Below are 17471 nucleotides of genomic sequence, written 5' to 3' on the forward strand. Positions count from 1 at the left end.
GACCTCGGCACGTAACTTCTACCGATCTCGGTGAGAGCCGCGCCGGCGGGGGCGTCGACGCCGGCGGGGGTGCCGGGGGAGAGCGGTACGGCCGCGAGCCACCAGGCCCGCCCCGATCAGCAGCGCCCCGGCGGCGCAGATCAGGGTGTATCCGCGGTTGTGGGCCACGGCTTGGCTCACCCGCACACCGACACTACGAATGCGCTCAGTGACCGACGGGGCACCGTTGCCGCCGGCGGCGCAGTCGGTCAGTACCTCGCGCAGCGCGGATACGTCTGCGTCGGGTAGGCCGAGTTCGTAGGCCGAGGCGACGCTCACGAAGCGCCGGGCGTACTCGCAGCGATAGCCGGTCTCGGGCGGCCACCAGCCCGGCCCGGTGGCGGTGGTCCAGGTACCCGTCTCCGTAGAACCGGCCGGGCAGGTGGCCGGGCCGCAGTTGGACTTTTCCTGATTGGCCGCGCCATCCACCGCCAGCAGATTCAATGGATCATTGGCGACCAGCAGACGCCGGCGCTGATCCCACTGCCAGGCCCCGTGCGCGTACAGGTAGTTCAGCGGGATCACGTGGTCGATCTGAACGGCGTCGGAGGTGTCCTGTCCCCGCTCGAAGGCGATCTGGGTACCGGTGTACGGGTCGTGCAGCGTGCCGAACCAGACCGTGGCGTCGGGGCAGACGGCCGCCCCCTGACCGCGCCCGGCTTCGATGTCCTGCGTGCCGTCCTCGCGGGAGAAGTCCGCGTCGGTCAGGTCCCGGGCCAGGATTTCGTTGCGGGTGTCGCAGCCATCCCCATCGACGTCCATCCACGCCTGGCCGAACCAGCCGGTGCGCGAACCCCCTTCACCCCAGGAGACGGCGGCGGGGGAGTCCTCCGGCAAGGCCTCGAGCGCGTCCAAAGCCTCCGCCGCGCCCAGCACGAGCCGCTCGCGCTCGTCCCAGGAGACAGCGGCCGCGGTTGGCGCATCCAGCGAACTCGCGGTATCCGCTGCCGCCGGGGGCGCGACCGCGCACGGAGTCAGGACGAGCGCCGCCGCAAGCGCGCAGGCCGCCGGCACCGTCCGGGCGGATCGGTGGAGACGAGACAGCATGATGGGCGGGTTCCGCGGCCGGAGGCGGCTCAGGGAACGATGTAGCCGGCGGCGCGGAACACCTCGTACCACTGCTCGCGAGCCAGCCCCAGTTCGGAGCCGGCGGCCGCGGCCTCGACCCGCTCCGGGCGGGTGGTGCCCAGCACCACCTGAATACGGGCGGGGTGGCGGGTGATCCAGGCGGTGGCAATCGCCTCCGGGGTCACGCCGTACTCGGCGGCCAGGCGGTCCACGACGTCGTTCAGCTCGCCGTAGCGCTCCCGGTTGCCCAGGAACGGGCCGGAGCCGTCACCGGACTGGAAGGGAGACCAGGCCTGAACTGTGGTGTTGGTCAGGCGGCAGTAGTCGAGGATGCCGTCGGTGCGCACCACCGACTGGTCGTGGCGCATGTTTAGGGCCACGCCCTCGGCGATCATGTCCGCATGCGTCAGGGACAGCTGCAGCTGGTTGACCTCCAGCGGCTGGTCCACGGTGGCGCGCAGCAGCTCCAGCTGGCCGCGCGTGTGGTTGGAGACGCCGAAGTGGCGCACCTTCCCGGAGGCGGCGAGGGAGTCGAAGGCGGAGGCCACCTCCTCCGGCTCGACCAGCGCGTCGGGACGGTGCAGCAGCAACACGTCCAGGTAGTCCGTGCGCAGCGCCTTGAGGGAGGCGTCTACAGACTCAAGGATGTGCTGAGCGGAGAAGTCGAACCAGCCCCAGCGGATGCCGCACTTGGTCTGCAGTACCACCTGCTCGCGCTCGGCGGCGGACCACCTCAGGGCCGAGCCGAAGCGCTCCTCGCAGGCGTGGTCGCGGCCGTAGATGTCGGCGTGGTCGAACATGGTGATGCCCGCGCCGCGGGCGGTGGCCACCAGGTCGCGGATCTCGGCGTCGCTGAACTCCTTAATGCGCATCAGGCCGAGGATGAGGTTGGAGGCGGTCAGACCGGATGAACCAATTGGTTGGATTCTCATACAAGCACGGTATCCGAGCTGCGTTCGCCTGCACAGGAGCAACCCGCGTGCATCCACAGGCCGGCGCGGAAGCACGTCGCCAACGGTCGCTGTGGACGCCGACGACGCAACGGGCTGGCTCAGATGCGGGCGGATCCAATCAGTCCGAATCAGTCGGGTACGCCGGCGGCTGCCGCCCGATCCAGATGCCAGACCGTGGCCTCGCCACGGGCACAGGAGGCCGGGGCGGCGACGACATCGGGGGCGGCCAGCCCCTTGGCCACCGCCTCGGTCTTACCGGCCCCGCCGGCCACCACCATCACCCGACGCGCCCGGTGCAACACGTCGAAGGTGAAAGACACGCGCTCGGGCGGCGGCTTGGGGGAGTTGTGCACCGCGATCACGTCCGTGCCGCTGGTGGGTGCGACCGGGTGCCCCGGGAACAGCGAGCACACGTGCGCATCCGGCCCCAGCCCCACGTGGACGACGTCGAAGCGCCCGTCGGCCGGGCCGCCCTCCCGCAGCGCCTCGGCCAGTGCGGCGGCCGCCGCGTCGACGGACTCCACCTGCTCGGGGTCCGGCAGGCGGTGCACATTGGCCTCCGGAATTCCAGCGGCTATCAGTCCTGTCACCTGCAGGTCGTTGCGGTCCGGGTGGTCTGCCGGCACGAAACGCTCGTCGCCCTCCCACAGGTGCACGTGCTCCAGACCATGCGCGGGTGTGAGGCCGACGGCGGCCAGTGCGTCGGGCAGCGCCGCAGCAAGCGTCTCCCCGCCCGACCCGCCGGTCAGGACCAGGTGGGCGACGCCCCGCTCGGCGACGGCGGCGGCGAGCAGCCGGGCGGTCTCTGCAGCGGCGGTGGCGGACGCCTGGGCCAGGGAGTCGTGGACGACCACAGATGGGCGGGTGCGGGCCTCCGCGGCCGCGTTGACGACGGCGGCATCGACTGTGGTCATCAGCGGGTCCTTTCTTCCGCAACCGCGGCCTTTGCCGGGCTCTGGGCGGAATCCTCGGCGAAGGTGGCCAGAACCTCTTCGTAGACGAGGTCCGGGCTGAGCCGGCGCAGCTCCTCGCTCATGGTGGCCACCGGCTCGCGTCGGGCCATGGTGACGACCTGTGGATGCTGGGAGCCGGGGCGGGTGATCATCACGCGTTCGTGGTCCTTGCGCGTTATCACCAGATCCCCGGAGTCGGTGTGCACGGTGATGGTGGCAATGCCGGGGATGCCCGGGGCGTCCACCCGGTCCACCGCCACTCCCAGACGCAGCCGCAGCCAGCGAATCATCAATGAGACCGAGGAGTTTCGGGGCTCGCCGGCAACCACCACGCCCTGGACCGCACCGGCGCACAGCAGCGAGTCCAGAGTCGAGGCGACCATGGCACGCCACAGGGTGATACGTGTCCAGGCCAGGTCGATGTCGCCGCGCCGGTACTCGGGTGCCAGAGCAGCCAGGGCGGAGGACGGGTCCGGCTGAGAGGGCGTGTTGGTGATGCGGGTGGTGGCCAGGGCTCCGAGCGGACTCGTGGCTGGGCACACGGGCGGCGCATACGGCCACCAGGTCACCACCGGCACATCGGGCAGGAGGAAGGGCACCACCAGGGTGTCGGCGTGGCGGGCCGCCTCACCCTGGGGGTACAGCACCAGGGTCTCGCCGGCACCGGCGTCATGCCCGAGGCGGATCTCGGCGTCCAGGTGGCCGAGGGAGCCGTCGGGACGGTGCCCGGTGTCGTGGCGCTCGTCATCGGCATCGTTGAAACCGGTGGTCGGCGACACGACCGCCACCACGCGGCAGGGATGGTCCCGACTGGCCCCGTGGGCGGACACCAGGGCCTCCTCAAGGCCGGCGCGGTCGGTGTCGATCACGAGGGTGAGTACTCGCGAGCCGCCGGACACGTCCTCGGCCAGCAGTGTGGAGACGATCTCATCGGTGGTGGTCTCGTTGAGGTTGATGATCATGAGCGCCTCCAGATGCGTCCGTCGCGGGCGAGCAGGTCATGGGCCGAGGGAGGCCCCCAGGAGCCGGGTCGATAGCCCTCCGGCTCTCCGGCGCCGGCCCAGTGCTCTATCACCGGGTCCAGAATCCGCCAGGACAGGTCCACCTCGCGCTGCTGCGGGAACAACGGGGCGTCACCGAGCAAGGCGTCCAGAATGAGCCGCTCGTAGGCCTCCGGCGACTCCTCGTTGAAGGACGCGCCGTAGCCGAAGTTCATCGTCACATCCCGCAGCTCCATCTGCGTGCCGGGAACCTTCGAGGCCATGCGCATGGTGATGCCCTCATCGGGCTGGATACGAAGCACGATCGTGTTAGCGCCCAGACCGGCCGTGGCCGCATCCGTGAAGGGCAGGAAGGGTGGTCGTTTGAACACCACCGCCACCTCCGTGACCCGGCGGGCCAGCCGTTTGCCGGTGCGCAGGTAGAACGGGACGCCGGCCCAGCGGCGGTTGGCGATCTCCAGCCGCACCGCGGCGAAGGTATCCGTGCGCGAGTGGGCGTCCACCCCGTCCTCCTCAAGGTAGCCGCGCACGGGGACGCCGCCCTGGAAGCCGGCCTCGTAGCGGCCGCGCGCGGTGGTCGCGTCCAGATCGCGAACGCCGGCCCGTTCCAGCTTGACGGCGGCCAGTACCTTCTCCTTCTCGGCGCGGATGGCGGCGGCGCGCATGGAAGTGGGCTCCTCCATGGCGGTCAGGGCCAGCAGCTGCAGCAGGTGGTTCTGGATGACGTCGCGTGCAGAGCCGATGGTGTCGTAGTAGCCGGCGCGGGTGCCGATACCGATGTCCTCCGCCATGGTGATCTGGACATGGTCCACATAGCGCTGGTTCCACAGCGGCTCGAACATGGTGTTGGCGAAGCGCAGCGCCAGGATGTTCTGTACCGTCTCCTTGCCCAGGTAGTGATCGACGCGGAAGACGTCGTCCGGGCGCACGATGCGGGAGACGACGGCGTCCAGTTCCTGGGCGCTGGCGCGGTTGTGGCCGAAAGGCTTCTCAATGATCACCCGCCGCCAGGAACCCGGGGCCTCGTCCACGAGTCCGGAGGCGGCTACGTGCTCGGTTACGGCGGAGAACCAGCCCGGGGGCACCGACAGGTAGAAGGCACGGTTGCCGCTGGTGCCGCGGGTCGCGTCCAGTGCGGTGACGGTGCGGGTGAGCCGGTCGTAGGCGTCGTCGTCGTCGAAGGAGGACAACTCGACGAAGCGCATGCCAGCGGCCAGCTGATCCCAGATCGCCTGCCGCCAGGGGGTGCGTGCGCCGCCGCGCACCGCGTCCGCGACATACGCGCGCATGTCCTGGTCGGACCAACTGCGCCGTCCCACGCCCACCAACGAGAAACTGGGGGAGAGCAGGCCGCGGTTGGCCAGGTCGTAGATGGCCGGCAGGAGCTTGCGGCGCGCCAGGTCACCGGTGATGCCGAACATCACCAGCACGCAGGGGTCGGCGATGCGGGGCAGGCGCAGATCACGCGCATCCAGCAACGGGTTGCTCGAAGGGCGGGAGGACGCTCCCGCAGGCGAGTGCCCGCCGGACGCGGTCGGTGTACTGGAGGTCTGGGAGAGGTTCACGAGTGCCTTCTGTGCCTTCCTGGTCTGCTTCCCGGTAGATGCTTGCGGCTAAGCGGTGGGACCGCGGTAGGTGAGGCACCTGGCCGCCACGCCGAGACAACGAGAACACTCTAAACGCCATTGGCCGACCGCCGTCCGGCGCGCCCGCTATAAGAGGCGCCCTGTCAGGACTCGTCTCAGCACACGCCGCCGGTGCGCGAGGCGGCTGCGGAACCGTTAGGCTGCGCGACATGCCGGACCGACGGTCGGCGCATGTTTCAGCGCTCCAGGCCGGCCTGTCAGGAGGACCGCCCGTTCCCGACGGGCGGAAGAAGGGGTAATCGATGAGTTCAGTCAGTGACTTCGTCCCGCAGACCGCCTCTGCGGATATCGGCGTGTACGGCCTAGGTGTGATGGGCGCCAACCTGGCTCGTAACCTCGCCCGTCACGGACATTCCGTAGCCGTTTTCAACCGTACACCGGCGCGTACCGAGCGACTCATCGACGCCCACGGCGGTGAGGGCGACTTCGTACCCGCCGGCGACCCGCAGGCCTTCGTGGAGTCGCTGCGGCGTCCCCGCGCGGTGATCATCATGGTGCAGGCGGGAGCCGGCACCGAGGCGGTGATTGAGCAACTGCGCGGACTACTCGAGCCCGGTGACATCATCGTGGACGCCGGCAATACCTTCTATCAGGACACCGAGCGTCGCGAGGCCTCGCTGCGCGAGCAGGGCATTCACTTCGTCGGCATGGGCGTGTCCGGAGGCGAGGAGGGGGCCTTGCTGGGGCCCTCGATCATGCCGGGCGGTACTGAGGCCTCCTACGAGCGGCTGGGGCCGTTGCTGGAGTCCATCTCCGCCCACGTCGACGGCGTGCCCTGCTGCACCCACGTCGGTCCGGGTGGCGCGGGTCATTTCGTGAAGATGGTGCATAACGGCATCGAGTATGCCGATATGCAGCTGATCGCCGAGGCCTATGAGTTGCTGCGTCGGGTCGCGGGTATGACCGTGCCCGAAATTGCCGGTGTGTTCCGTGCTTGGAAGCGGTCTGAACTGGATTCCTACCTCATCGATGTCACCGCGGAAGTCCTCGACCGGATCGACCCCGCGACCGGTGAGCCCTTCGTCGACGTGATTGTTGATGCCGCCGGACAGAAGGGCACCGGTGCATGGACCACCCGGACCGCCCTGGAACTCGGGGTCGCCGTTCCGGCCATCGCCGAGGCCACCTTCGCCCGAGCCGCGTCCTCCTCGCCCGTGCAGCGCGCCGCCGTACGTGCCGCGGGTCTCGACGCCGGCGCTGCCGGTGTGGCCTGGTCCACCACCGCCGAGCGCGACGCCTTTGTCGATGCCGTGCGCCAGGCCCTGTACGGCTCGAAGATCGCCGCCTATGCGCAGGGCTTCGACGAGATCGCGACCGCCTCCGAGTTAAACGGCTGGGGCGTGGATCTGGGCGCCATGGCTCGGATCTGGCGCGGTGGGTGCATCATCCGCGCCCGCTTCCTGGACGACATCACCCGTGCCTACACCGAGGAGCCGCAGCTGGCCAGTCTGCTGACCGCGCCCGCATTCGCCGCGGCGCTGCGCGAGGTTCTGCCGGCCTGGCGCCGAGTGGTGGCGATCTCCGCCCAAGCGGGTGTGGCCGCGCCCGCATTCGCCGCTTCGCTGGCCTATATCGACCAGTTGCGTGCGCAGCGCCTGCCCGCGGCCCTGATCCAGGGGCAGCGCGACTTCTTCGGTTCGCACACCTACCACCGCGTAGATGATCCGGATGGTGTCTACCATGTGCGGTGGGCCGAACCGGACCGCGTTGAGGAGAAGTGGAACTGACATCCGCCTCCGTCGGCGGTGCCACTGCGGAACTTGCGCGGCACATGTGTGCGGGAATTCCGAGAACACGCATTGCGGAGGCACATCACAGCAACGGTATGGTGGGACCACCGCGGTGCGACCGGCACCGCCCGACCGGAGGGGAACAAATTGTCGAGTACGCCGATGGAATCGGACCCCACCTCGACCCAGGCCTTCGGGGCCGTTGGCGTCCCCGCGGAGCCCGACATTCCGCTCGTGGGCATCTCGCCGCAGGACCGTGCCGCGATCACGGCGCTGCCTGCGGGTACGGCGCTGCTCCTGGTACAGCAGGGACCGACAACCGGTGCGCGTTTCCTACTCGACTCGGCGCAGACCACCGTCGGACGTCATCCGCGTGCCGACATCTTCCTCGATGACGTCACCGTCTCCCGCAAGCACGCGGTATTCACCGCGCTGCCCGATGGCGGGTTCTCTGTGCGGGACTCCGGTTCCTTGAACGGCACCTACGTCAATCGTCAGCGGGTGGAGCAGGCTGCTCTGCGCGCGGGTGACGAGGTGCAGATCGGCAAGTACCGCATGACCTACCATCCTGCGCCTCAGCAGCGGGCCGCACAGTGACGGGCGCGGCCCGACGCGTCGCGGCGCGCGAGCCGGCGCACGGAGTAGGGCTCGCGCCGTGGCCCCGCGGGGTGTCCCGCGAGCCGGTAATGAAGATCGGTGAGGTCGTCGAGCGCCTCAAGGGAGAGTTCCCCGCATTGTCCGTGTCCAAGGTGCGCTATCTGGAGGCGGAGGGATTGATCTCTCCGCATCGGGTCGGCAACGGTTACCGTCGTTACTCAACGGCGGACCTGGAGCGGCTGCGCTACACCCTGACCGCCCAGCGCGACGAGTACCTGCCCCTGTCGGTGATCCGCGAGCGCTTGAGCGAGTTGGACGCCCAAGTCGATGCCCCGCCTCCGGCTCCGGTCGCTCGAGTGGTGGCGTCGGGCGGGCGCACGGTCAGCGGCGCCCTAGACGCCGAGGACCTGGTGCACCATTCGGAGGCGACGCTGGAGCAGATTGAGGAGTTGGTCGCGGTCGGTGTCATCGCGCCGGATGCCCACGGTCGTTTCGACTCGCGGGCACTGACCACTGTGGCGCTGGCTCTCAAGGCCGACCGGCTGGGCATTCCGCTGCGCAACCTGCGGGCGGTACGAAGCGCAGCCGAACGCGAGGCCGATGCGATCGATCTGGCCACCCGGCACAAGCGCAACCGCTCGACGACGGCCGGGGAGGACGCGGCGGCTGAGCTGGCCGCGGTGCTCGCCGACCTGCACGTGAGCCTGCTGCACCGGGCGGTCGAGGCGTTGGGCTGAGCGAACCGGAGCGCAGCCGGACAACAACACGGCTTGTCCCTCCATTTGCGGGACAACGCGGTCACCGGGCCCGTAGATTATGGGTGTGCGCACCATGTCGCTTATGGGGGTGCGGTCAACGGTGCCGAACTCCGGTCTGGTCGCCGTCCTGATGGAGGACGGGGGCCCGGCCATGCTGGCTGTTCCCGTGGGTGCCCGCGAGGGACTCTTGTTGAGTGCCCCCGGCAGTCCCACGCCGACCTGGGCCTCCTTGTTCGCGGCCTGTGTGGAAGCCTTCGGCTCGGCGGTGCTGCAGGTGGTACTGGATGTCGACGCCGACGGTGTCATGTGTGCCACTGCCGTGCTCGACGCCGAGAACCCGACTCAGTCGACAGCGGTGCCCTGCACCCCCAGCGACGCACTCGTCGTGGCCACCACTCTGGCGATCCCCATCCAGGCCACCGGCGCGCTGTTGCGGCTGCGAGGCCTGGACCTAGAGGAGCAGGCGCTGCAGCGTCGTCTGAGGGAATGGAGGCAGGCGCTGGACGATGCCGTCGCCGAGGACGCCTGGTACCTGTAGAGCCAAGCGGTGGGCCGTAGGGGCGGCCCACCTCGTGACACACGGTACGCGTGTGACTCATGAGACTGTTGATATGTAATGCGTCACATCTATCGGTGTGAGGGTGTCGGTATTCCGCGTCATATCGCGCCGACGGCCGAACCGGAGAGTCGGCGATGAACCTCAACCTGAAGTCAAAGTCGGTTTCTCGGCGCGCCTGTCGTTGAGTCATCCCACTGTGGGTTCTATCGTGGGGCCGTGGCCGGGCGGACCGGCCCGCGCGTGCCTCCCCGCGTACGCCCCGATCTTGACAGGAGCCGGCAAGTGAGCGCCAACGAAGCGAGCCTTCACGCAACCGCACCCCAGCACACGCAGGGGATGCTCTTCGGTGACCCGCTCCCGCGACTGGACGTCAACACCGGATACCGTGGGCCGGTGGCCTGCCGTGCCGCGGGCATCACCTACCGGCAGTTGGACTACTGGGCCCGCACCGGGCTTGTGGAGCCGTCCATTCGCGGTGCCAAGGGGTCGGGCTCGCAGCGGCTATACGCCTTCCGGGACATTCTGCTGTTGAAAATCGTCAAGCGATTGCTCGACACCGGTGTCTCGCTCCAGCAGATCCGGGTTGCCATCAACGCCCTGCACGAGCGCGGCGTGGAGGACCTGACCTCCATCACGCTGATGAGCGACGGTGCCTCCGTGTACGAGTGCACCAGCGCGGATGAGGTGGTCGATCTGGTGCAGGGCGGCCAGGGCGTCTTCGGGATCGCGGTAGGTCGTGTCTGGCGCGAGATCGAGGGCTCACTTGCAGAGCTTCCGGTGGAGCACGCCGCCGACGCCCCCGTCGTCGAGGATGAGCTGGCCAAGCGTCGGGCGGCCCGGCAGCAGGCGGTATGAAACCGGCCTGCGGCGTGAGCGGGGCAGTGCGGGGCTGCGGCTGAACGCAGCCCCGCGCCCTTAATGATTTCAGGCAGTACGGCGGCCGAGCACGTAGGTGCGTGTGTAGCCGTCGGACAGGTCTGTCAGCGTCACATGAATCAGTCCGGCGCCGTCGATGTCGTAGCGCTCCTCGATCTGGGGCCCGTTTCCGAGTCGGTGCACCGGCAGCGCCGCGAGATCCTCGACCTGCCGCAGGGAGCGGTCGAAGGGAAACAGTACGTCCTCGTAAGGGGCCAGGCGGCCGCGCGGCTCGCCGGAGGCATCGACCCCGGCGCACTCGACGAAGCGGTAGCGACCGATGTTGTGGACGGCGGGGTAACGGCGGGTGATCACCGTGCCCGCCGCGCCGTCGGCCCGCTCCTGCACCGACTCCTCCGTCAGCAGCGCATCGAATACGGTGCGGGCGCCGCCGTCCGCCTCCCGAAACACACCGAATCCGCGTGAGAGCCGGTCCGTCAGGGCCACCGTGGCGGTGCGGTCGGCCGCTATCGCCAGGCCGATTGCGGTCGAGCCGCCCGGGTAGGGTGAACGGTGCACCCGTCGACCGAAGCTCTGGCGTAGTAACCGGGGGACCAGTGGAAAGGCGGAGGCGCCACCGACCAGGTAGATGCCGGCGATCTCAGCCAGATCGGGGCCGCCGTCGTCGAGTCGACCGATCAGTGGGGCCATGGTGTCCAGGCTGCGTTGGATGAGCGGAGTCGCCGCGGTATAGAAGTCGGCGGCCGGCAGCACCAGATCCTTTCCTCGTAGGGTGATCAGCAGGCGGCGGGTTTGCGGAACCATCGACTCCTTGGCGTCGCGGCACTGGTCGAGCAGGTCGTCCAGCTCGGCCGCGCTCAACTCCTCCTCGGCGATGCCGGCCGCCGCGAGCGACAGCTGAGCGAGCAGCAGATCCAGATCGTCGCCACCCAGGTCACTGGCACCGCGTGAGGCGAGCACCTCATGGGACTGACCCTGCACATCCACCAGTGAGGTGTCGAAGGTGCCCCCGCCCAAATCGTAGACGAGCACCCGGGTGCGGCGGGAGGAGACGGTGCCGGACTTCCGGTGGGTGTACTCGAAGCCCGCGGCACTGGGTTCATTGAGCATGGCCGTGACGTGGAAGCCGGCCGCGCGGAACGCATCGAGTGTGATCAACCGCTGGGCCCCATAGGCGTGCGCCGGGACGGCGACGACGATATGGGCATCCTCGGCGCCCGGGTCCGCACCCTCCAGCGCACCGGAGGCTTGCAGTTGCTCGCGGACCGCGACCAGGAAACTGGTCAGCAGCTCCAGGACCGTGAAGGTGGCCTCGCCCAAGCGCACCGGAGTGTGTGCCGTGACGGTGGGGGAGGACAGCACCCGCTTAAGACTGCGCAGCAGTGGAGCCCCGCGGCGGGCGGCCGCCCGGGCGGCAAATCCGTGCACCAAACCGTCGGCGGTCAGCGCAGTCAGGGATGGGAAGAACTCATGAAGGTCACCCGCAGTGTCGGTGAAACCTACTACGGGATAGTTTCCCCGGTCCGCACGGGCAACGACGGTGCGTGTCGTGCCCAGGTCGATGCCGAGGTCTAGGGGCGCGGGCTGAACGCGCCTACGCTTGCGGGACTGCTGCGTACTACTGCTACCGCTTCGGGCTGCCATGGACGTGACCCTATCGCTGATAACGGCTCAGCGCGTTGCGGCTCGGCGGGGTGCCGGTGAGGCGTCGGCCTCTTCCGGGCGCGGGCCGGTGGCGCGGGCCACGATGCCGACCGGGGCGTGCGCCGTCGTCAAGGCCACACCCCGGGTGAACAGTTGGTGAATTCCCGCCGCTCGGGCTTCGGCGGCTCGGCTTCCGGGGGTAGAAATGACAACAGGTCGCACTCACGCGACCCGGATCCGCGCGGCGACCGGAGGCCTCCGGTACGACCGCGGAACCGATCACCCAACTGGGAATGGCATGAGTACAACCCTTTTCATCGTGGTAGTGGTCGTCATCACGGCACTGATCTTCGACTTCACCAACGGTTTCCACGATTCGTCCAACGCCATGGCGACCTCCGTGGCCACCGGCGCCTTCACGCCGCGCCGCGCCGTACTGGTGGCCGCCATCCTCAACTTCGTCGGCGCCACGCTCTCAACGGAGGTCGCTCGGACGATCTCCCACGGCATGTTCGACGACTCGCTGATACAAGCGGCGCCCGCGATGGTCTTCGCCGGCCTGGCCGGGGCGATCCTGTGGAACCTGGCCACCTGGCTGCTGGGGTTGCCGTCATCCTCCTCCCACGCCCTGTTCGGCGGGCTGATCGGTGCGGTGGTGGTCGCCGCCGGCTTCCAGGGTGTGCACTGGGGCACGGTCATGTCCAAGATCATGCTGCCCGCCCTCATCGCGCCCACCGTGGCGGCGCTGGCCTCAGCCATCGCCACCTGGATCAGCTACCGAATCACCGGCCCGACGGACAAGTTCAGTGACAGGAGCTTCCGCTATGGCCAGCGGATCTCCGCCTCTATGGTGGCCCTGGCGCACGGCACCTCCGATGGTCAGAAGACCATGGGCGTGATCACCCTGGTGCTCATCGCGGGCGGATACCAGGAAGCAGGAACCGGGCCGTACTGGTGGGTTGTGGCCGCCGCCGGTCTGGCGATCGGTCTGGGCACCTACTCCGGCGGCTGGCGCATTATGCGCACGATGGGCAAGGGCCTGGTGCACATTGATCCGCCACAGGGTTTCGCCGCCGAGACCACTTCCACCGTTGCCATCCTGGCCTCCTCCCATCTCGGCTTCGCGCTATCCACCACGCATATCTGCACCGGCTCGATCCTGGGCACCGGTGTCGGTCGAGGCGCCCAGGTGGCCTGGGGGACCTTCGGCAAGATGGGCACCGCCTGGTTGATCACCCTGCCGTGCGCCGGCGTGGTCGGTGCGGTGACCTCATTCATTGCCGTCAAGGGCGGGATAGTGGGGCTGATCGCGGTGATCGGACTGCTGATCCTCGGCGCGGTGCTGATCATCCGGCAGGCCAACCACAACAAGGTGGACTTCTCCAACGTCAACGATGCCGACAAGGTCGTCGTCGCCAAGCAGACCGATCCCTCCCTGGGGCGTCCGCCGAAGTCCATGGACCAGGTCAAGGCCGAACTCGTGGGCATCGAACCCAGCGAGCGGGGGACAGGAGCGCTGGTATGAGCATCGACTGGTCCTCTCTGGGCCTGGTCACGCTGGTGACCGTAGCCGGGGCGGCCTTCATCCTGGCCGTCACCTCCGCGGCCGTGCGTATGTTGGCCGCGGTGAGAGTCAAGCGCCAGTCCGGTCAGGCGAAGGGACTGCACGTCGCGGAACTGGCCGCCGGCTTCTTCATCGCGTGCGTGGTCGCCATCGCCCTGTTCGGGCTATGGTTGCTGATTCCCTACTTCCATTGAGCCGAGCGCAGCCGGCATTCTTCCGGCTCGTTCGGTGCCTTCACGCCGGTCGTGGCTGCTAGTGTCGCCGCATGACCGAGGATCTGAGAGCGACCGCCCTGGAGGCGATCAACGGCTCACGTGCAGCAACAGACCCCGATTACCCGGTGGTGCACCTGGCTCCGCCGATCGGTCGGCTCAACGACCCCAACGGGCTGCTGGTCGACTCGGGCGTCTACCACGCCTTCTACCAGTTCAGCCCCTTCCACCCGCACCGCAAACTGGTGTACTGGGGGCACGCCTCATCCCGCGACCTGCTGCACTGGACCCAGCATGAACCGGCGATCGTTCCCGACTCGTTCTACGACCGGTCCGGCGCCTACTCCGGAGGCGCCGTGGTGCTCGAGGACGAGGAGGCGGCCACAGCCCCGGCGGGTGCCCGATACCAGTTCTTCTACACCGGCAACCTCAAGGATCCGGTGACTGATGAACGCACTGCCAGCCAGTGTCTGGTCACCAGCCCGGATCTGGAGCACTTCGAGAAGTGGCCGGACAACCCGCTGCTGCCCGATCATCCCGCGGGCTACACCGCCCATTACCGCGATCCGCAGGTGTGGCGCGACCCCGACGATCCGGGCAGTTTCCGGATGATCCTCGGGGTGCAGCGCGAGGACCTGACCGGGGCGGCGCTGCTGTATCGCTCCAGAGATCTGCGGGTGTGGCAGTTGGAAGGGGAGTTGAGTTTCCCCGACGCCGCCGGCGCGCTCGACCGCTTCGGCTACATGTGGGAGTGCCCGGGGCTGGTTCGGCTCAATGATGAACTGACCGGACAGGTGCGTGACGTGCTGATCTGGTGCCCGCAGGGCATCGAGCCCGAGGCCGAGGGCTATGAGAACATCTTCCCCTGCGTATACACGGTCGGACGGCTGGAGGGGACCGAGCTGCGCGAGTGCGATGGGAGCTTCACCGAGGTGGACCGCGGCTTCGAGTTCTACGCGCCCCAGGCCTTCGCTCGAAGGGCGTGCGAACCCGGTCCCGCCCTCCTGGTCGGATGGGCGGGCAATGCCTCCGAGGATGATCAGCCCTCGATTGAGAGCGGTGGCTGGGTGCACGCCCTGACCACGCCACGGACACTGGCCCTTAGAGGCGGCCGCCTGCTGCAGCGGCCTGCGGTGCCACTGCCGGCCGATGCCCCGAGGTTGAGCCTCGTGGGCGAATACCTGGATGCCTCCACTCCCATCCGGGAGCTGGAAGGACACCGCTCCTGGCACCTTGGCCTGGAGGCCGATCAGGCGGCCTCTCGCTGGGGACTGCGGATAGGTGATGACACCTGCTACGTCACCATTGAGCTGGTTCACGCCGAAGGCGCAGTCCGGCTGGTCGTGGATCGCTCCCGTTCGCGTTATACCCAGCACGGGGCGATCCGCACTGTGACCCTGCCCGCAGGCACGCAACCGCGACTGGAGATTGTGCACGACCGCTCCATTACGGAGGTGTTCGTGGGCGACGGCGATGTCGTCTTCACCCTGCGCAGCTTTGTCGCGCCGGGAGCAACCGGTGCCGCTGTCATCGGTGGTCACGGAGTACGTCTGACCGCAGGTCGAGCTGCCGTCTACGACTGAGCCAGGACGGGACAGTGACCAGGATTCAGACGAGCTCAGGATCAGTGACCGGCCGAACAGCCGATGGTTGCGAAACCGGGAGGCGAGCGGTAATCTGACCGACGTTTGACATAGGTCGAGGCGCGTGGGTCGGTGGCCGACCCTGGAGCACCGGAACCTTCCGTCGAGCTCAATGCAGAGTGATCAGTTCCCACAGAAAGGAAGCCCGGGTGGCTATGGATCACGCCCGCGTGGCGAAAGACGTCCTGACGTATGTCGGGGGCGCCGATAACATCAACGCGGCCGCACACTGTGCAACGCGCCTGCGCCTCGTCCTCAATGACATGGACAAGGTGGACCAGAAGGCGCTGGACAAGGACCCTGATCTGAAGGGCACCTTCGTTGCCGGCGGCATGTTCCAGATCATCGTCGGCCCCGGTGACGTCGACATCGTCTTCGATGAGCTGGTCAAGACCGGCGGCGTCAAGGAAGTGTCCAAGGATGAGGCGAAGCAGGAGGCCGCCAAGAGCGGCAACATCGTCTCCCGCTTCATCAAGATGATCGCGGACATCTTCGTCCCGATCCTGCCCGCCCTGATCGCCGGCGGTCTGATGATGGCGATCAACAACGTCCTGACCGCGGGCTTCTTCGAGGCCGCCGACGGCTCGACCTACGGACTGACGGACCGATACCCCTGGCTGTCGGACTACGCAAACCTGATCAACCTGGTCTCCTCGGCCGCCTTCGCCTTCCTGCCGGTGCTGGTCGGCTTCTCCGCCGCCAAGCGCTTCGGGGCCAACGTTTACCTTGGCGCGGCGATGGGCGCGGCCATGGTGTCCACGGAGCTGACCAGCGCTTACAACATCCAACAGGCCACCGAGGCCGGTCAGATCGAGAGCTGGAGCCTGTTCGGACTCAACGTCGACAAGATCGGCTACCAGGCCATGGTCATCCCGGTCCTGTGCGTCGCCTGGATCCTGTCGGTCATTGAGAAGTGGCTTCACAAGCGGCTGTCCGGAACCGCGGACTTCCTCCTGACCCCCCTGATTACGCTGCTTGTCACGGGTTTCCTGACCTTCGTGGTGGTGGGCCCGTTGGCGCGTGAGCTTTCAGACGGTATTACTGCTGGACTCCAGTGGCTTTACAACACGGCAGGGCCGATCGGTGGATTCCTGTTCGGCCTGGTCTACTCGCCGATCGTGGTCACCGGTCTGCACCAGTCCTTCCCCGCGGTGGAGCTGCCGCTGATCGCCGACATGCAGAACGGCGGCGCAGGATCGTTCATCTTCCCGATCGCCTCGATGGCGAACGTGGCTCAGGGTGCGGTTGCGCTGGCAGTATTCGCGCTGACCAAGGATGCCAAGATGAAGGGTCTGGCCGGCGCCGGTGGCGCGTCAGCCGTCTTCGGTATCACTGAGCCGGCGATCTTCGGTGTGAACCTGCGTCTGCGCTGGCCCTTCTTCATCGGCATTGGTGCCGCCGCGATCGGCGGCGCGCTGGTCTCCTTGCTCAACATTCACTCCCAGGCCCTGGGCGCAGCCGGGTTCGTCGGCTTCGTGTCGATCGTCCCCGATGACATCCTCAAGTACATCGTGGTCGAGCTGGTCGTCTTCGCCATCGCCTTCGGCGCCGCCTTCGGGTACGGGGTCACGCGCGGTAAGGACTCTCTTGCCGGTGACGAAGAGGTTGATGAGGCGGCCCTGGAGGCCGAGGCCACCAAGGCCCACTCCGCCACGGTCGAGCTGCCCGCGGAGGCCGCCACCGACTTTACCATTACCTCCCCCATTCAGGGGCGGGCCGTGCCGCTGACCGAGGTGAAGGACCAGACCTTCTCCTCCGGGATGCTTGGTCCCGGCCTGGCGGTGGTACCGGACTCCGGCCCCGTGGTCTCTCCGATCGACGGCGAGGTTCTCGTAGCCTTCCCGACCGGGCACGCCTACGGTCTGCGGTCTGCCAGCGGCGTCGAGCTGCTGATCCACGTCGGTATGGACACCGTTGAACTCGATGGCAAGCACTTCACTCCGAAGGTGTCCGCCGGAGACAAGGTGCTGCGCGGCCAGCCGCTGGTTGAGGTCGACTGGGCCGGTGTGACCGAGGCCGGTTACGAGACCGTCACGCCGATCGTGGTGTCCAACGCGACCGCCTTCGGTGGACTCGCCGATGAGCACACCGGCGCCGTCGCCCGTGGCGACGCCCTGTATGCCGTCACTCCCGCCACGGAGCCTGCCGAACAGGGTGCCTGAGCGCATTTGAGGACCAACCGAGTCCTAGTAGTAGAAGGCCGGTGGCCGACCCGCACGTGCGGGTCG

15 protein-coding genes are annotated in these 17471 nt (G+C 68.0%); 9 read left to right on the plus strand and 6 right to left on the minus strand.

Going from position 1 to position 17471, the window contains the following annotated elements; all coding sequences use genetic code 11:
• Nucleotides 1-18: 18 nt before the first annotated feature.
• The 5 genes from Q4A20_RS13070 to zwf form a co-directional block, all read right to left on the minus strand.
• The gene (locus tag Q4A20_RS13070) at nt 19-1086 is read right to left on the minus strand and encodes an HNH endonuclease family protein (RefSeq protein ID WP_303123596.1); all 1068 of its coding nucleotides are present in this window, start codon (nt 1084-1086) and stop codon (nt 19-21) included.
• A gap of 29 nt (nt 1087-1115) precedes the next feature.
• Nucleotides 1116-2039, minus strand: coding sequence for an aldo/keto reductase family oxidoreductase (locus Q4A20_RS13075; protein WP_303123598.1), 924 nt, complete (start codon nt 2037-2039; stop codon nt 1116-1118).
• Nucleotides 2040-2188: 149 nt separating this feature from the next.
• The gene (pgl, locus tag Q4A20_RS13080; RefSeq protein ID WP_303123600.1) at nt 2189-2974 is read right to left on the minus strand and encodes a 6-phosphogluconolactonase; all 786 of its coding nucleotides are present in this window, start codon (nt 2972-2974) and stop codon (nt 2189-2191) included.
• Nucleotides 2974-3975 carry a glucose-6-phosphate dehydrogenase assembly protein OpcA gene (locus tag Q4A20_RS13085; RefSeq protein ID WP_303123602.1) on the minus strand — a complete coding sequence of 334 codons (1002 nt, stop codon included), beginning with the start codon at nt 3973-3975 and terminating at the stop codon, nt 2974-2976. Before Q4A20_RS13085 ends, pgl begins: the two co-directional genes overlap by 1 nt.
• Nucleotides 3972-5492 (minus strand): glucose-6-phosphate dehydrogenase, encoded by a 1521-nt coding sequence (gene zwf / locus Q4A20_RS13090; RefSeq protein WP_303123617.1) that lies wholly within the window; start codon nt 5490-5492, stop codon nt 3972-3974. Before zwf ends, Q4A20_RS13085 begins: the two co-directional genes overlap by 4 nt.
• A 410-nt stretch (nt 5493-5902) precedes the next feature.
• Between zwf and gndA the strand changes: the two genes are divergently transcribed.
• The 5 genes from gndA (at nt 5903) to Q4A20_RS13115 (ending at nt 10159) form a co-directional block, all read left to right on the plus strand.
• Nucleotides 5903-7387, plus strand: coding sequence for an NADP-dependent phosphogluconate dehydrogenase (gndA, locus tag Q4A20_RS13095; RefSeq protein ID WP_303123604.1), 1485 nt, complete (start codon nt 5903-5905; stop codon nt 7385-7387).
• Between the two features lie 150 nt (nt 7388-7537).
• Nucleotides 7538-7987 carry an FHA domain-containing protein gene (locus Q4A20_RS13100; protein ID WP_303123606.1) on the plus strand — a complete coding sequence of 150 codons (450 nt, stop codon included), beginning with the start codon at nt 7538-7540 and terminating at the stop codon, nt 7985-7987.
• Between the two features lie 89 nt (nt 7988-8076).
• Nucleotides 8077-8724 carry a MerR family transcriptional regulator gene (locus Q4A20_RS13105; protein WP_303123608.1) on the plus strand — a complete coding sequence of 216 codons (648 nt, stop codon included), beginning with the start codon at nt 8077-8079 and terminating at the stop codon, nt 8722-8724.
• Between the two features lie 94 nt (nt 8725-8818).
• Nucleotides 8819-9283 carry a bifunctional nuclease domain-containing protein gene (locus Q4A20_RS13110; protein ID WP_303123619.1) on the plus strand — a complete coding sequence of 155 codons (465 nt, stop codon included), beginning with the start codon at nt 8819-8821 and terminating at the stop codon, nt 9281-9283.
• A 357-nt stretch (nt 9284-9640) separates the two neighbouring features.
• Nucleotides 9641-10159, plus strand: coding sequence for a MerR family transcriptional regulator (locus Q4A20_RS13115; RefSeq protein ID WP_303123621.1), 519 nt, complete (start codon nt 9641-9643; stop codon nt 10157-10159).
• A gap of 69 nt (nt 10160-10228) precedes the next feature.
• Here the strand turns inward: Q4A20_RS13115 and Q4A20_RS13120 are convergent, their stop codons facing one another.
• Nucleotides 10229-11824 carry an Hsp70 family protein gene (locus Q4A20_RS13120; protein WP_303123609.1) on the minus strand — a complete coding sequence of 532 codons (1596 nt, stop codon included), beginning with the start codon at nt 11822-11824 and terminating at the stop codon, nt 10229-10231.
• Between the two features lie 298 nt (nt 11825-12122).
• Here Q4A20_RS13120 and Q4A20_RS13125 point away from each other — a divergent pair, with 298 nt between their 5' ends.
• The 4 genes from Q4A20_RS13125 (at nt 12123) to Q4A20_RS13140 (ending at nt 17405) form a co-directional block, all read left to right on the plus strand.
• Nucleotides 12123-13349: an inorganic phosphate transporter gene (locus Q4A20_RS13125; RefSeq protein ID WP_303123611.1), complete on the plus strand. Its 1227-nt coding sequence runs from the start codon at nt 12123-12125 to the stop codon at nt 13347-13349.
• On the plus strand, nt 13346-13582 hold the full coding sequence (locus Q4A20_RS13130) for a hypothetical protein (protein WP_303123613.1): 237 nt from the start codon (nt 13346-13348) through the stop codon (nt 13580-13582). Before Q4A20_RS13125 ends, Q4A20_RS13130 begins: the two co-directional genes overlap by 4 nt.
• Before the next feature lie 71 nt (nt 13583-13653).
• Nucleotides 13654-15183, plus strand: a complete 1530-nt coding sequence (locus Q4A20_RS13135; RefSeq protein WP_303123615.1) for a glycoside hydrolase family 32 protein — start codon at nt 13654-13656, stop codon at nt 15181-15183.
• A 215-nt stretch (nt 15184-15398) separates the two neighbouring features.
• Nucleotides 15399-17405, plus strand: coding sequence for a sucrose-specific PTS transporter subunit IIBC (locus Q4A20_RS13140; protein WP_303123623.1), 2007 nt, complete (start codon nt 15399-15401; stop codon nt 17403-17405).
• The last annotated feature ends 66 nt before the right edge of the window (nt 17406-17471 follow it).

The sequence above is a fragment of the Actinomyces sp. genome (genome assembly GCF_030530635.1).
Lineage (GTDB): Bacteria > Actinomycetota > Actinomycetes > Actinomycetales > Actinomycetaceae > Actinomyces.

Bases quoted from the DNA above. Each gene is read 5' to 3' on its own strand.
- Q4A20_RS13070 (WP_303123596.1), bottom strand. From the start codon at position 1,086: ATGCTGTCTCGTCTCCACCGATCCGCCCGGACGGTGCCGGCGGCCTGC.
- Q4A20_RS13075 (WP_303123598.1), bottom strand. From the start codon at position 2,039: ATGAGAATCCAACCAATTGGTTCATCCGGTCTGACCGCCTCCAACCTC.
- pgl (WP_303123600.1), bottom strand. From the start codon at position 2,974: ATGACCACAGTCGATGCCGCCGTCGTCAACGCGGCCGCGGAGGCCCGC.
- Q4A20_RS13085 (WP_303123602.1), bottom strand. From the start codon at position 3,975: ATGATCATCAACCTCAACGAGACCACCACCGATGAGATCGTCTCCACA.
- gndA (WP_303123604.1), top strand. From the start codon at position 5,903: ATGAGTTCAGTCAGTGACTTCGTCCCGCAGACCGCCTCTGCGGATATC.
- Q4A20_RS13105 (WP_303123608.1), top strand. From the start codon at position 8,077: ATGAAGATCGGTGAGGTCGTCGAGCGCCTCAAGGGAGAGTTCCCCGCA.
- Q4A20_RS13110 (WP_303123619.1), top strand. From the start codon at position 8,819: ATGTCGCTTATGGGGGTGCGGTCAACGGTGCCGAACTCCGGTCTGGTC.
- Q4A20_RS13115 (WP_303123621.1), top strand. From the start codon at position 9,641: ATGCTCTTCGGTGACCCGCTCCCGCGACTGGACGTCAACACCGGATAC.
- Q4A20_RS13120 (WP_303123609.1), bottom strand. From the start codon at position 11,824: ATGGCAGCCCGAAGCGGTAGCAGTAGTACGCAGCAGTCCCGCAAGCGT.
- Q4A20_RS13125 (WP_303123611.1), top strand. From the start codon at position 12,123: ATGAGTACAACCCTTTTCATCGTGGTAGTGGTCGTCATCACGGCACTG.
- Q4A20_RS13130 (WP_303123613.1), top strand. From the start codon at position 13,346: ATGAGCATCGACTGGTCCTCTCTGGGCCTGGTCACGCTGGTGACCGTA.
- Q4A20_RS13135 (WP_303123615.1), top strand. From the start codon at position 13,654: ATGACCGAGGATCTGAGAGCGACCGCCCTGGAGGCGATCAACGGCTCA.
- Q4A20_RS13140 (WP_303123623.1), top strand. From the start codon at position 15,399: ATGGATCACGCCCGCGTGGCGAAAGACGTCCTGACGTATGTCGGGGGC.